Annotated in this window: 16 protein-coding genes; 8 read left to right on the top strand and 8 right to left on the bottom strand. The window is 52.3% G+C overall.

Features of this window, described 5'->3' with window-relative positions; translation table 11 throughout:
* Positions 1 to 7: 7 nt before the first annotated feature.
* On the bottom strand, positions 8 to 1,444 hold the full coding sequence (gene aspA, locus ACQ0PY_RS21450) for an aspartate ammonia-lyase (RefSeq protein WP_042999158.1): 1,437 nt from the start codon (positions 1,442 to 1,444) through the stop codon (positions 8 to 10).
* 340 nt (positions 1,445 to 1,784) lie between these two features.
* Here aspA and ACQ0PY_RS21445 point away from each other — a divergent pair, with 340 nt between their 5' ends.
* Positions 1,785 to 2,261 (top strand): FxsA family protein, encoded by a 477-nt coding sequence (locus ACQ0PY_RS21445; protein WP_042999159.1) that lies wholly within the window; start codon positions 1,785 to 1,787, stop codon positions 2,259 to 2,261.
* Between the two features lie 53 nt (positions 2,262 to 2,314).
* Here ACQ0PY_RS21445 and yjeH read toward each other — a convergent pair whose 3' ends face one another.
* Positions 2,315 to 3,565, bottom strand: a complete 1,251-nt coding sequence (gene yjeH / locus ACQ0PY_RS21440) for an L-methionine/branched-chain amino acid transporter (RefSeq protein ID WP_109739545.1) — start codon at positions 3,563 to 3,565, stop codon at positions 2,315 to 2,317.
* 272 nt (positions 3,566 to 3,837) lie between these two features.
* On the opposite strand from yjeH, the gene ACQ0PY_RS21435 reads away from it, so the two are divergent.
* The 3 genes from ACQ0PY_RS21435 (at position 3,838) to ACQ0PY_RS21425 (ending at position 6,333) form a co-directional block, all read left to right on the top strand.
* Positions 3,838 to 4,131, top strand: coding sequence for a co-chaperone GroES (locus tag ACQ0PY_RS21435; RefSeq protein WP_000027827.1), 294 nt, complete (start codon positions 3,838 to 3,840; stop codon positions 4,129 to 4,131).
* A gap of 43 nt (positions 4,132 to 4,174) precedes the next feature.
* Entirely contained in the window at positions 4,175 to 5,821 is a 1,647-nt protein-coding gene (gene groL / locus ACQ0PY_RS21430) for a chaperonin GroEL (protein ID WP_003025464.1), read from the top strand.
* Positions 5,822 to 5,979: 158 nt separating this feature from the next.
* Positions 5,980 to 6,333, top strand: coding sequence for a DUF4156 domain-containing protein (locus ACQ0PY_RS21425; protein WP_042999161.1), 354 nt, complete (start codon positions 5,980 to 5,982; stop codon positions 6,331 to 6,333).
* Positions 6,334 to 6,499: 166 nt separating this feature from the next.
* Here the strand turns inward: ACQ0PY_RS21425 and yjeJ are convergent, their stop codons facing one another.
* Positions 6,500 to 7,366: a YjeJ family protein gene (gene yjeJ, locus ACQ0PY_RS21420; RefSeq protein WP_054177266.1), complete on the bottom strand. Its 867-nt coding sequence runs from the start codon at positions 7,364 to 7,366 to the stop codon at positions 6,500 to 6,502.
* A 161-nt stretch (positions 7,367 to 7,527) separates the two neighbouring features.
* On the bottom strand, positions 7,528 to 8,556 hold the full coding sequence (gene epmB, locus ACQ0PY_RS21415) for an EF-P beta-lysylation protein EpmB (RefSeq protein ID WP_046401393.1): 1,029 nt from the start codon (positions 8,554 to 8,556) through the stop codon (positions 7,528 to 7,530).
* Positions 8,557 to 8,597: 41 nt separating this feature from the next.
* Between epmB and efp the strand changes: the two genes are divergently transcribed.
* The 3 genes from efp to ecnB all read left to right on the top strand — a co-directional run bounded on the left by efp (position 8,598) and on the right by ecnB (position 9,617).
* Positions 8,598 to 9,164 (top strand): elongation factor P, encoded by a 567-nt coding sequence (efp, locus tag ACQ0PY_RS21410; RefSeq protein ID WP_042999164.1) that lies wholly within the window; start codon positions 8,598 to 8,600, stop codon positions 9,162 to 9,164.
* Positions 9,165 to 9,227: 63 nt separating this feature from the next.
* Positions 9,228 to 9,362: an entericidin A/B family lipoprotein gene (locus ACQ0PY_RS21405; RefSeq protein WP_042999165.1), complete on the top strand. Its 135-nt coding sequence runs from the start codon at positions 9,228 to 9,230 to the stop codon at positions 9,360 to 9,362.
* A 108-nt stretch (positions 9,363 to 9,470) separates the two neighbouring features.
* Positions 9,471 to 9,617, top strand: a complete 147-nt coding sequence (gene ecnB / locus ACQ0PY_RS21400) for a lipoprotein toxin entericidin B (protein WP_042999166.1) — start codon at positions 9,471 to 9,473, stop codon at positions 9,615 to 9,617.
* Between the two features lie 33 nt (positions 9,618 to 9,650).
* Here the strand turns inward: ecnB and ACQ0PY_RS21395 are convergent, their stop codons facing one another.
* Positions 9,651 to 10,241, bottom strand: coding sequence for a LuxR C-terminal-related transcriptional regulator (locus ACQ0PY_RS21395; protein WP_044328366.1), 591 nt, complete (start codon positions 10,239 to 10,241; stop codon positions 9,651 to 9,653).
* Positions 10,242 to 10,497: 256 nt separating this feature from the next.
* On the opposite strand from ACQ0PY_RS21395, the gene sugE reads away from it, so the two are divergent.
* Complete coding sequence (gene sugE / locus ACQ0PY_RS21390; RefSeq protein WP_042321373.1) at positions 10,498 to 10,815, top strand: quaternary ammonium compound efflux SMR transporter SugE; 318 nt, start codon at positions 10,498 to 10,500, stop codon at positions 10,813 to 10,815.
* Here the strand turns inward: sugE and ACQ0PY_RS21385 are convergent.
* From ACQ0PY_RS21385 to frdC, 3 genes are all read right to left on the bottom strand, one after another.
* Positions 10,812 to 11,345, bottom strand: coding sequence for a lipocalin family protein (locus ACQ0PY_RS21385; RefSeq protein ID WP_042999168.1), 534 nt, complete (start codon positions 11,343 to 11,345; stop codon positions 10,812 to 10,814). The genes sugE and ACQ0PY_RS21385 overlap by 4 nt on opposite strands.
* Positions 11,346 to 11,452: 107 nt before the next feature.
* The gene (frdD, locus tag ACQ0PY_RS21380; protein WP_042999169.1) at positions 11,453 to 11,812 is read right to left on the bottom strand and encodes a fumarate reductase subunit FrdD; all 360 of its coding nucleotides are present in this window, start codon (positions 11,810 to 11,812) and stop codon (positions 11,453 to 11,455) included.
* 10 nt (positions 11,813 to 11,822) lie between these two features.
* Positions 11,823 to 12,218: a fumarate reductase subunit FrdC gene (frdC, locus tag ACQ0PY_RS21375; RefSeq protein ID WP_042321376.1), complete on the bottom strand. Its 396-nt coding sequence runs from the start codon at positions 12,216 to 12,218 to the stop codon at positions 11,823 to 11,825.
* Between the last annotated feature and the right edge of the window lie 10 nt (positions 12,219 to 12,228).

Here is a 12,228-nt window from a genome sequence, read left to right as displayed (position 1 = left end):
TGTACGATTACTGTTCGTTTTCATCAGTATAGCGTTTTGCTTTATAAGCCGGGTGCATCAGGTTCTGTGCGGAGAAAATATCGTCCAGCTCAGCTTCAGTCAACAGACCGCGCTCCAGCACCACTTCACGTACGCTCTTACCGGTTTCGGCACAAATCTTACCGACGATGTCGCCGTTGTGGTGGCCGATGAACGGGTTGAGGTAGGTGACGATGCCGATAGAGTTGTAGACATACCCTTCGCACACTTCTTTGTTAGCGGTAATACCGTTAACACATTTCTCCAGCAGGTTGTAGCAGGCGTTGCTCAGGATGTGAATCGATTCAAACATCGCCTGACCAATCACTGGCTCCATCACGTTCAGCTGCAGCTGACCGGCTTCAGACGCCATGGTGACGGTGATGTCGTTACCGATGACTTTGAAGCACACCTGGTTGACGACTTCCGGTACAACCGGGTTCACTTTCGCTGGCATGATAGAAGAGCCCGCCTGCAGTTCCGGCAGGTTGATCTCATTCAGGCCGGCACGTGGGCCAGAGGAGAGCAAGCGCAGGTCGTTACAGATTTTGGACATCTTCACCGCCAGGCGTTTCAGCGCGCCGTGTACCATCACGTAAGCGCCGCAGTCAGAGGTCGCTTCGATCAGGTCTTCAGCAGGAACGCAGGCAAAGCCAGTGACTTCCGCCAGTTTCTGTACTGCCAGCGGAGAGTACTCTTTCGGGGTATTCAGACCGGTACCGATAGCCGTTGCGCCGAGGTTAACCTCCAGCAGCAGTTCAGCGGTACGCTCAATGTTTTTCACTTCTTCTTTCAGCAGTACGCTGAAAGCACGGAATTCCTGACCCAGGGTCATCGGAACTGCATCCTGCAACTGGGTACGACCCATTTTCAGGATGTCCTGGAATTCGACAGCTTTACGCTCAAAGCCTTCACGCAGTTGGTTGATAGCATCGACCAGTTTTACGATAGAAGCGTAAACGGCGATGCGGAAACCGGTTGGGTAGGCGTCGTTAGTAGACTGACATTTGTTCACGTGGTCGTTCGGGTTCAGGTACTGATATTCACCTTTCTGGTGACCCATCAGCTCCAGCCCGATATTGGCCAGCACTTCGTTGGTATTCATGTTGACGGAGGTGCCTGCACCGCCCTGGTAAACGTCTACCGGGAACTGGTCCATGCATTTGCCGTTATTCAGGACTTCATCACATGCAGCAATGATGGCGTTCGCTACACTCTTAGGGATGGTCTGCAACTCTTTGTTTGCCAGAGCAGCGGCCTTCTTAACCATTACCATGCCGCGCACAAATTCAGGGATATCACTGATTTTGTTGTTGCTGATGTAGAAGTTTTCAATCGCTCTCAGAGTGTGAACACCATAGTAGGCTTCGGCTGGAACTTCCCTGGTACCCAACAGATCTTCTTCGATACGAATGTTGTTTAACATGTGAACCTTCTTTATTTAAAGCTGCCAATGAATGCACTAAACACACAGAATATATGTGGTTTCGATTGTTTCTTGACCGACGATTATCCCCTACATCGGTCTGGTCAACGAGATCATATTCTGCTTCAGAAATTGTGCCGTAATCTGGATCACTTTAAGTGTGGTAAATTACTCCTTAATTATTATTTTGTGAAATAGGTCACCGCTTTAGGATTATCTCTAAAAATAAGTGTACAAATAGCTTGAAATTTTGCGAACTACCCCTACATCCGACTAATGCGAATCGCAACTATTTTCGGGCCGACGTGGGCATCACGGCGGTCGTTTGAGGAGAATCCTTTTGCGCTGGATACCGTTACTTGCAGTCTTTCTCTATGTTTATATTGAGATTTCTATCTTTATTCAGGTTGCCCATGTGATGGGTGTACTGATGACGCTCATACTGGTGATTTTCACCTCGGTCATCGGGATGTCGCTGGTACGCAACCAGGGATTTAAGAACTTTTTGCTGATGCAGCAGAAAATGGCGGCAGGAGAGAGCCCGGCTGAAGAGATGATCAAGAGTGTTTCGCTGATCATCGCGGGTCTGTTGCTGTTGTTGCCAGGCTTTTTCACCGACTTCCTCGGTCTTCTTCTTTTATTACCACCGGTGCAGAAGCATCTGACGATGAAGCTGCTGCCGCATTTGCGTTTTTCCCGGATGCCGGGTGGCGGCTTTAGCGCCGGAACCGGCGGTGGCGACACCTTTGACGGTGAGTTCCAGCGCAAAGATGAAGAACGTGACCGTATCGAACACAAAGACGATCGTCGCGACTGATTCCCGTAGGCCCGGTAAGCGTAAGCGCCACCGGGCATTTTCGTAGAACCGGCCTATAAGTGATGTTCAACCTTTTTTCGTTGTGGCAAAAACAGCCACAGTATCGCCAACATAATCAGCGCATACAGACTCTTCCAGCCGACCATTGCCAGTAACAGAAGGCATAGTAATCCGCCCACCATCGCCAGCGCGCGATACCGCCCTTTCAACAGGCGACACCCTGCCAGCATGCACAACAGATAGATCATGATAAAGATGCCGTTGGCATAGACGATGAGCGCATCGAGATTGATCTCTAACGCATAAATGCACAGCGTACTGACCACGCAGCAGCTCAGCACGGCATTGAGCGCGTTGCGTGGAATATGACGAGAGGAGAGACGGGCCAGATAATGGTCCGGTTTGTATTGCGCCTGTGACCACACCAGACGGGCAAAACTCTGAATATAAATATTGAGGCTGGCAAAGCAGGCCAGATAACCGATCACACAGGCTACCCACAGCGCCTGAACGCCAAACAATTGCACGACAATTTCCGGTAATGAGGCCGCCGCTGCCATCGTTTCGCCATAGGCATCAAAGTGCAGAACCACAACGGTGCAGGCCCAATAGACCGAACCGGCCAGCAGCAGACCCATCATCAGTGCGCGAGGGAAATCCCGTTCGGGGTCTTTGAATTCTGAGGCCAGATGGGCGAACGCTTCCAGACCGACGAAGCACCAGAACATCACCGACAGCGCGGAGAATAACCCCGACATTTCAATATCGGCTGGCGCAGGGAAAGGGATTTCTGCTGGTGTGAGATCGCCAGCCCACCAGATAGCGACAATCAGCGCCACGATCAGACCGGCAATCACCGTTTGCAGGTTTGCGCTGGAGCTCGCGCCGCGTGAACCGATAAACCACACCAGCGCCAGGGTACCCAGTTCGGCCAGCAATAGTTGCCAGCCGTGCCAGCCAAACATCGCCTGACCAAACCCGGCGGCAATGTGCAGCGCAGCAGGAAGACCCACGGGAATGACGGACAAAAACAGCCAGCCGGTGACCCGTTCAAGATGTGGGCCAAACGCCATGCCGACGAAATGTGCGACGCCGCCTGCGCTGGGGTAATGTCGGCCTAGCAGGGCAAACACAATCGCAACGGGAAACACCAGCACAATCAAAACTGGCCAGGCCCACAGGCTGTTGTTGCCTGCTACCAGTGCCGCCAGGGCCGGGACGGCAAACACGCCTGTTCCCAATAATGATGTCGACAACAGGCCAATACCCTGAGCCAATCCAAGCTCTTGTTTCAGTCCACTCATGAGTTGTTATCCGTTTGCGCCTGAATGCCAGGCCACTGCGCAGGTTTTCGATGTTATCACAATCAGATTTGCTTATGACGCCAGCGATTAAATAGGCGAGAAATGTGAGGTAAGTAGGGTTTTTACAGGATTTTTTGCTGATCAGAATTTTTTTTCACATTGCCCCTTGAAGGGGCAAAAACCCATCCCCATCTCTCTGGTCACTAGCCGGGAACCTTAGCGGGCCGGCGTCACCCATAACTGATAATGACTTTCTCAAAGGAGAGCTATCAATGAGTATTCGTCCGTTACATGATCGCGTGATCGTTAAACGTAAAGAAGTTGAGTCCAAATCTGCTGGCGGCATCGTTCTGACCGGTTCTGCAGCGGGTAAATCAACTCGTGGCGAAATCATCGCTGTCGGTAAGGGTCGCATCCTGGATAACGGTACCGTGCAACCGCTGGACGTGAAAGTCGGCGACATCGTGATTTTCAACGATGGTTACGGTGTGAAATCTGAGAAGATCGACAATGAAGAAGTGTTGATCATGTCTGAAAGCGACATCCTGGCAATTGTTGAAGCGTAATCCGCGAACGACACTGAACATACGAATTTAAGGGAAAGAGAAAATGGCAGCTAAAGACGTAAAATTCGGTAACGACGCTCGTGTGAAAATGCTGCGCGGCGTAAACGTACTGGCAGACGCAGTGAAAGTCACCCTCGGTCCGAAAGGCCGTAACGTCGTTCTGGACAAATCCTTCGGCGCACCGACCATCACTAAAGATGGTGTTTCCGTAGCACGTGAAATCGAACTGGAAGACAAGTTCGAAAACATGGGCGCGCAGATGGTGAAAGAAGTCGCCTCTAAAGCGAATGACGCAGCAGGCGACGGTACCACCACTGCGACCGTACTGGCTCAGTCCATCATCACCGAAGGGCTGAAAGCCGTTGCTGCGGGTATGAACCCGATGGACCTGAAGCGTGGTATCGACAAAGCGGTTGCGGCTGCGGTTGAAGAACTGAAAGCGCTGTCCGTACCGTGCTCCGACTCTAAAGCCATTGCTCAGGTGGGTACCATCTCTGCTAACTCCGACGAAACCGTAGGTAAACTGATCGCAGAAGCGATGGACAAAGTCGGTAAAGAAGGCGTGATTACCGTGGAAGACGGTACCGGTCTGCAGGACGAACTGGACGTCGTTGAAGGTATGCAGTTCGACCGTGGCTACCTGTCACCGTACTTCATCAACAAGCCGGAAACTGGTGCAGTAGAACTGGAAAGCCCGTTCATCCTGCTGGCTGACAAGAAAATCTCCAACATCCGCGAAATGCTGCCGGTTCTGGAAGCCGTTGCGAAAGCAGGCAAACCGCTGCTGATCATCGCTGAAGATGTGGAAGGCGAAGCGCTGGCAACGCTGGTGGTTAACACCATGCGCGGCATCGTGAAAGTGGCTGCGGTTAAAGCTCCTGGTTTCGGCGATCGTCGTAAAGCGATGCTGCAGGATATCGCGACTCTGACTGGCGGTACCGTGATCTCTGAAGAGATCGGTATGGAGCTGGAAAAAGCAACGCTGGAAGACCTGGGTCAGGCAAAACGCGTTGTGATCAACAAAGACACCACCACCATCATCGATGGCGTGGGTGACGAAGCGGCAATCCAGGGTCGTGTGACTCAGATTCGTCAGCAGATCGAAGAAGCCACCTCCGACTACGACCGCGAAAAACTGCAGGAGCGCGTAGCGAAACTGGCAGGCGGCGTGGCAGTCATCAAAGTTGGTGCTGCGACTGAAGTTGAAATGAAAGAGAAAAAAGCCCGCGTTGAAGATGCCCTGCACGCGACCCGTGCTGCGGTAGAAGAAGGCGTGGTTGCCGGTGGTGGCGTGGCGCTGATTCGCGTAGCCTCCAAAATCGCTGGTCTGAAAGGTCAGAACGAAGATCAGAACGTCGGTATCAAAGTTGCGCTGCGCGCAATGGAATCTCCGCTGCGTCAGATCGTTCTGAACTGCGGCGAAGAACCGTCTGTTGTCGCTAACACCGTGAAAGCGGGCGATGGCAACTACGGTTACAACGCAGCGACCGAAGAATACGGCAACATGATCGATATGGGTATCCTGGATCCAACCAAAGTCACCCGTTCTGCTCTGCAGTACGCGGCTTCTGTGGCTGGCCTGATGATTACCACCGAGTGCATGGTAACCGACCTGCCGAAAGGCGACGCGCCTGACTTAGGTGCTGCTGGTGGTATGGGCGGCATGGGTGGTATGGGCGGAATGATGTAATCGCCTACACCCTGCATCCTTCAGGCTGCAGGGTGTTTATCTCCCAGAAATGAGAAACCCTCGGGCAGAAATGTTCGGGGGTTTTTCTTTTGGTCATCTTTTTAGTATAAGATTTAGTGACGGACAAAACGTCCAGCTCATTGATTATGGGGAATAACATGCACGTGAAATATTTAGCAGGGATCGTCGGTGCCGCGCTACTGATGGCGGGTTGTAGCTCCAGCAACGAACTGAGTTCCGCAGGGCAAAGTGTTCGCTTTGTGGAAGAGAAGCCAGGCGCTGAATGTCAGTTGATTGGCACGGCCACCGGGAAGCAAAGCAACTGGCTTTCAGGTCAGCACGGTGAAGAAGGCGGTTCTATGCGTGGTGCGGCAAATGACCTGCGCAACCAGGCAGCAGCGATGGGCGGCAACGTGATTTATGGCGTCAGCAGCCCGAGCCAGGGCATGTTATCCAGCTTTGTCCCGACGGCCAGTGAGATGATTGGCCAGGTTTATAAGTGCCCTAATTGATTACACTTCATCCTTCAACCAGCCTCTTTGTTGGCTGCGCTGTGAAACCCCAGTCACATAGTTATCTATGCTCCTGGGGATTTCTTCGCTTGCCGCCGCGATTCTGATTGAATGATTTTGTGTAATGACTCGAAGTTATGTCGTAGGCCTGATAAGCGCAGCGCCATCAGGCGTGCTGTGTTGCGGCGTTAACGGACTGAACCCGTAAATGATGTAGCGCGCGCAGGCATTGCTCCTGGGTCAGCGTCTGCGCTTTATCCGCCGTCAGCGTTCTGACAAAAGCCTGACACGATTTACCTGCCAGCTTTTTCAGCCTCGGGCTAAAGTCGAGTACACGACGGGAAATGGCTTCCGCCTCTTTACTGCCCGATGGAACGCGGGTTTTCACGACAGCGCCGCAGAACCGTTCCTTTCCTGTTTCATCCGTAAAACGATAAAGTACCGCAAGATAATGCGTGAAAAGCGCGTGTTTCCACTCTGACTGCGTGTAGGCGTCGTATTCCAGTCGCTCATGGTCCAGACAGTCCGCATCGTACAGCGGCAAAAAATCCAGCAACGAGGAGATCCTCAGTGCCAGTTCCCGCATACCCGCGTTCTCTATCGCCCGAATAATGGCATACACCAAAGTATCAATCTGCAATTCGTTCACCCGCAGGTCGCAGGTTGTGCCATCGTGAAGCGTGAAGGTCAGTGTGATGTTGTCACCACTCGCGTCAGTTAAGGCGACAGCGGTGACACGGCGATGAATATCCGCATGTCGAAGTTCGTTTTCCACCATCGCGGGAATGTTTTCCTGCATTTTCTTGCTGATAGCATCGCGCGTTTTTTCGTAGTGCTGACGTTCGGCAGCGTTCAGTTGCTGTTTCTGGTACAGACGACTTTCCACGGCAATCAGCAGATCGCGTAATTCCAGCGCAGGTAGAAAAAACAGCGATTCCTTGTTCCTTAGCTCTTTAATTTTCAGCGCCAGCGCGATGAATTCGTTCGCTTTACGAATAACACCCGTATTCACTCCTTTGATACTGATAGCCATAACGGTTCTCCCTCACCAATAATAAATTCAGCGATTAGTTGCGACTTATACATATGATTTTTAAATATATAGTTCGCAAGGTGTCGCTAAAATAGCATACAGAATGGGGGAATCCGGGGTTTTGGTGACAGGTGTCCGGATACGGACACCTGATTGCGAGGTTATTGTTGACGCAGTTGTAAATCCAGTGGCGTTTTACTCGGTTCGCCGCCAATTTCCCGCGCCAGTTTGGGCACCATATAACCCGAGACCAGGGTGAGCAGTTCACGCACAATCTGGCGCGCGTCATCATCCGTCACCATGAAATGCGCCGCCCCTTGCACTTTATCCAGCACGTGCAGGTAATAGGGCATGACGCCCGCATCAAACAGCGCATTACTGAGGTTCGCCAGCGTCTGCGCGTTATCATTGACGCCACGCAACAGGACGCTCTGATTGAGCAGCGTAACGCCTGCGATGCGTAGTTTCGCCATTGCTTGTCGAAACGCGTCATCCACCTCGTTAGCGTGGTTAATGTGATTCACCAGCAGGATCTGCAGCGAAGAACGGGTGAAGCGGGCAACCAGCCCCTCCGTAATCCTCGCAGGGATGACGATGGGCAGGCGACTGTGAATACGCAGACGTTTGATATGGGGAATGGCTTCCAGTTGTGTGAGCAGCCAGTCCAGCTCATGATCTTTGGCCATCAGCGGATCGCCGCCGGAGAAAATGATCTCATCCAGCTCGGTATGCGCGCTAATGTAGTCCAGCGCCGTCTGCCAGTTTCGCTTATTTCCCTGATTTTCGGCGTACGGAAAGTGGCGACGGAAGCAATAGCGACAATTTACCGCACAGCCGCCTTTCACCAACAGCAGCGCCCGGTTACGGTATTTATGCAGCAGTCCCGGTACGACGCTATGCTGTTCTTCCAGCGGATCGGTGGAGAAACCCGGCGCGGTAATAAACTCATCTTCGGAGGTAAGTACCTGACGTAAAAGCGGATCGTCAGGATTGCCTTTTTCCATACGTGCGATAAATGCACGCGGCACGCGCAGGGCGAACAGCCGTTTGGCGTCGCGTCCAGCCAACAGTTTTTCATCTGCGTCTATATTCAAAAGACGCAGGAGTTCATCGGGATTGGTCACAACATCGGCAAGTTGCGATAACCAATCTTCTCTGGATGGGGTATTTAGGGTTACAATATGCGCCATTTTGTGGCTTAGCTACCAGTTAACAATTTTCAGAGGGCCTTATGGCAACGTACTATAGCAACGATTTTCGTGCTGGTCTTAAAATCATGTTGGACGGCGAACCTTATGCGGTTGAAGCCAGCGAATTCGTTAAACCAGGTAAAGGTCAGGCTTTTGCGCGCGTGAAACTGCGTCGTCTGCTGACCGGTACTCGCGTTGAGAAAACCTTCAAGTCGACTGACTCTGCTGAAGGCGCTGACGTTGTAGATATGAACCTGACTTACCTGTACAACGACGGCGAGTTCTGGCACTTCATGAACAACGAAACCTTCGAGCAGCTTTCCGCAGATGCTAAAGCGATTGGCGATAGCGGAAAATGGTTGCTGGATCAGGCTGAGTGCATCGTGACCCTGTGGAACGGTCAGCCTATCTCCGTGACGCCGCCGAACTTTGTTGAACTGGAAATCGTTGATACCGATCCGGGTCTGAAAGGCGATACCGCTGGTACAGGTGGCAAGCCGGCAACGCTGTCTACTGGCGCCGTAGTTAAAGTGCCTCTGTTCGTTCAGATTGGCGAAGTGATTAAAGTGGATACGCGTTCAGGCGAATACGTTTCCCGCGTTAAATAATCCGCGCGTTTAGCTCATTATGGTGCAGCAGCTTTGCTGCGCCATTGTTTATCCAGGGCAGGAATGATGAAACGTCTTCTCGGTCTTGTAACACTGATTCTTCTCACCACCTCGTTGCTGGCGGGCTGCAATACCGCGCGCGGCTTTGGTGAGGATATTAAGCACCTCGGCAATTCCATTTCTCACGCGGCCAGTTAATTTTCTTCTCATCGTCCTAAAAAGCGTCTATCTCCCGGCATTGTTCGGGATCTTGTCTATGATTAAGTGGCACTACACAAATAACATTGGCTAGAAAAGGAAGACGTTATGGTTAAAAAGACAATTGCAGCGATCTTTTCTGTGTTAGTACTTTCCTCCGTGTTGACTGCGTGTAACACCACACGTGGTGTGGGCGAAGACATCTCCGACGGCGGCAACGCTATTTCAGGCGCAGCAACCAAAGCTCAGCAGTAACGGTGAAAACGGTACGGCAGTGTTGTCGTGCCGTTAATTTTTCAGCTCGGCTGGCGCAAGAAACGGCGAAAAGCGATTATCCATGTGTAACTTCATGCGGATATTGCGTTTGTAGGTGTACACCGTTTTGCCATGAATACTGAGCGCACAGGCAATCGCGTTGTTACTCGCCCCCTCCATCCACATCGTCAGTACTTTCTCTTCCTGTGGTGTAAGCAGCGTCGAGGCATTGCCGGGCGCTTCCGATACCGAGCCGCTCAGCAGGGCGTTGTGGATATTTTCAGCCAGTATCGCCAGAGAGACCTGCTTGGTTAATGACGCACAGACAGGATAGCGCTGCGTCTCTACCATCACGCCTCCTGACTCCAGTAATATCAACGGACTGCTGCCGCAGGCGAGTAAAAATGGGGCAATGGACTCGGCCGACAGGGTGTCGTTGAGAAAACCGTATAAGTCCGCAATAACCAGGTGAGGTTTCCACTGCTGGATGTGCTCTTTAACCAGTAAGAGATTATTGAGCCCAGAGACCAGAAACGACGTATTAAAGAGTTCGGAATGATTAAGCCATGCCTCGATCCCTGTGCGGGTGAAGTGGCAACGGTCAATCACTAATATTTTCAACATAGCGTTTTCGCATTCAGAAGTAAGGCAAATGGCTTCCTGACTTCAGAAAGCGTCCCATCATAGAGAAGTCGGATGAGTGCTGAATGCGCAAAATACGCAGCGAAATGCGCCTAATTCAAGCTTTTAGGTGCGGAAAGATAAAAATGTTGAAATTCACCGCCGCTCGGGCAAGAATGTTTTTTCCACCTTCAGCTTTGCAGGACGACCTGCGAACGCTTCTTTCATCGGGGACGGCCCCATTTCTCTGGAGCCTGATATGTCTTGGATAATCTTATTAATCGCCGGTCTGCTTGAAGTCGTTTGGGCGGTGGGGCTGAAATATACCCACGGTTTTAGTCGCCTGACACCGAGTATCATCACCATTGCCGCGATGATCGTCAGTATGGCGCTCCTTGCGTGGGCGATGAAAACGCTACCCGTGGGTACCGCGTATGCCGTGTGGACAGGGATTGGCGCCGTCGGTGCCGCCATCACCGGTATTCTGCTGCTGGGCGAATCGGCCAATCCCATGCGTCTGGCAAGTCTGGCGTTAATCGTTGTCGGTATTATTGGTCTGAAATTAAGCACCCACTAATCGCCGGGCTGCTTCACCCAGATAAGTTTATTGACATCAAACCCTTCCCGGGTCGCGACGGCCAGCATCTGCTGCTTCATTTCGTCAGAAATGGTTGGCGTGCGGGCGAGTATCCACAAGTAGTCGCGATCCGGGCCGCAGACCAGCGCGTGTCGGTACTCTCTGTCGAGCGCGATAACGTTATACCCGCCGTAGAAAGGCCCAAAGAACGAAACCTTCAGCGCTGCGCGGCTTGGGTCACCGGTAAAATAGGCTTTTCCTTCACTTTGCTGCCATCTGTTCCTGTCCGGATTCCAGCCTTTATTGATGACAGTAAGGCCACCGTCATCGCGCTGGCTATAAGTCGCCGTGACCTTCTCCAGTCCGCGTTCAAAGCGATGATCAAAGCGGGCAATTTCGTACCAGGTTCCGAGATAGCGTTTGGCATCGAAGTTATTCACCACGGTAACGCCCTGTGGCGGGGTTGGGGTACTACAGGAGACCACCAGAAACGCAGCGGTTACAGCGGCAACGATGGGGAGCAGGCGCATAGTTTTATCCTTAGGGTGTTTTTTCCTAAGTGTAGAACCTGGCGGGGGAAATAATGGCGGGAATGATAAAAACGCCCCCTTATCAGCAGACAAGAGGGCGGATGACGTTAGACGGACAGAATGCCAATCGCCGTAACGACGGTCAGGATGGCTGCCAGACCGTAGAACACCCATTTGCCAGCCGGCACATGGATTTTCAGGTCATGCATCGCGTGGTGCATACGGTGTAAGCCACACCACAGCGGCAGGACAATCATCAGGAACAGGAAAGCACGGCCGATAAAGCTCTGAGCAAACGCCAGAACACGCTCATAGCTCAGGGCATCGCCCGGGAACAGACCCAGCGGCAGCAGAATCCCCACCAGCAGAACCATCACTGGCGCGATAATCGCACCCCACATACCGCCTGCGCCAAACAGACCCCAGAATACGGGTTCGTCAGAACGTTTTGGATTTGGATTAATCATCCCGGACTCCTTACCAGAACAGGGCAACAAACAGTATGACTACGGTCGCCACCACAGTAACCGCCCAGAGACCTTTGATGATCGGCTCTGGCCCCATTTTTTCGTCTTTTACGATGATGTTGGCGGCTTTCGGCGCCAGCTCAAACCAGGTTTTGGTGTGCAGCAGTGCTGCCGCCAGGGCGATCACGTTGAGGATCACCACCACCGGGTTTTGCAGAAAACCGACGAAGCCCGCCCAGGATTCGACACCATGCTTCAGTGCGAACAGGCCGAAAATCAGCTCAATGCTGAACCAGACTGCCGGAACGGCTGTGCCTTCGCGCAGCATGTAAAAGCGATAAAACGGCAATTTTTTCCACCAGGTGGACGTCATCGGCCGCACATAGGGTTTGCGTTTAGTCGTCATGTTGCACTCC

The organism is Citrobacter sp. LST-B2 (assembly GCF_057983045.1).
The sequence above is the reverse complement of the archived record's forward strand: the minus strand, read 5'-3'. Positions and strand labels throughout refer to the sequence as shown.

Coding starts and splice junctions, on each gene's coding strand:
- aspA (WP_042999158.1), bottom strand. CDS start 1,444: ATGTTAAACAACATTCGTATCGAAGAAGATCTGTTGGGTACCAGGGAA.
- yjeH (WP_109739545.1), bottom strand. CDS start 3,565: ATGAGTGGACTGAAACAAGAGCTTGGATTGGCTCAGGGTATTGGCCTG.
- ACQ0PY_RS21435 (WP_000027827.1), top strand. CDS start 3,838: ATGAGTATTCGTCCGTTACATGATCGCGTGATCGTTAAACGTAAAGAA.
- groL (WP_003025464.1), top strand. CDS start 4,175: ATGGCAGCTAAAGACGTAAAATTCGGTAACGACGCTCGTGTGAAAATG.
- ACQ0PY_RS21425 (WP_042999161.1), top strand. CDS start 5,980: ATGCACGTGAAATATTTAGCAGGGATCGTCGGTGCCGCGCTACTGATG.
- yjeJ (WP_054177266.1), bottom strand. CDS start 7,366: ATGGCTATCAGTATCAAAGGAGTGAATACGGGTGTTATTCGTAAAGCG.
- epmB (WP_046401393.1), bottom strand. CDS start 8,556: ATGGCGCATATTGTAACCCTAAATACCCCATCCAGAGAAGATTGGTTA.
- efp (WP_042999164.1), top strand. CDS start 8,598: ATGGCAACGTACTATAGCAACGATTTTCGTGCTGGTCTTAAAATCATG.
- ACQ0PY_RS21405 (WP_042999165.1), top strand. CDS start 9,228: ATGATGAAACGTCTTCTCGGTCTTGTAACACTGATTCTTCTCACCACC.
- ecnB (WP_042999166.1), top strand. CDS start 9,471: ATGGTTAAAAAGACAATTGCAGCGATCTTTTCTGTGTTAGTACTTTCC.
- ACQ0PY_RS21395 (WP_044328366.1), bottom strand. CDS start 10,241: ATGTTGAAAATATTAGTGATTGACCGTTGCCACTTCACCCGCACAGGG.
- sugE (WP_042321373.1), top strand. CDS start 10,498: ATGTCTTGGATAATCTTATTAATCGCCGGTCTGCTTGAAGTCGTTTGG.
- ACQ0PY_RS21385 (WP_042999168.1), bottom strand. CDS start 11,345: ATGCGCCTGCTCCCCATCGTTGCCGCTGTAACCGCTGCGTTTCTGGTG.
- frdD (WP_042999169.1), bottom strand. CDS start 11,812: ATGATTAATCCAAATCCAAAACGTTCTGACGAACCCGTATTCTGGGGT.
- frdC (WP_042321376.1), bottom strand. CDS start 12,218: ATGACGACTAAACGCAAACCCTATGTGCGGCCGATGACGTCCACCTGG.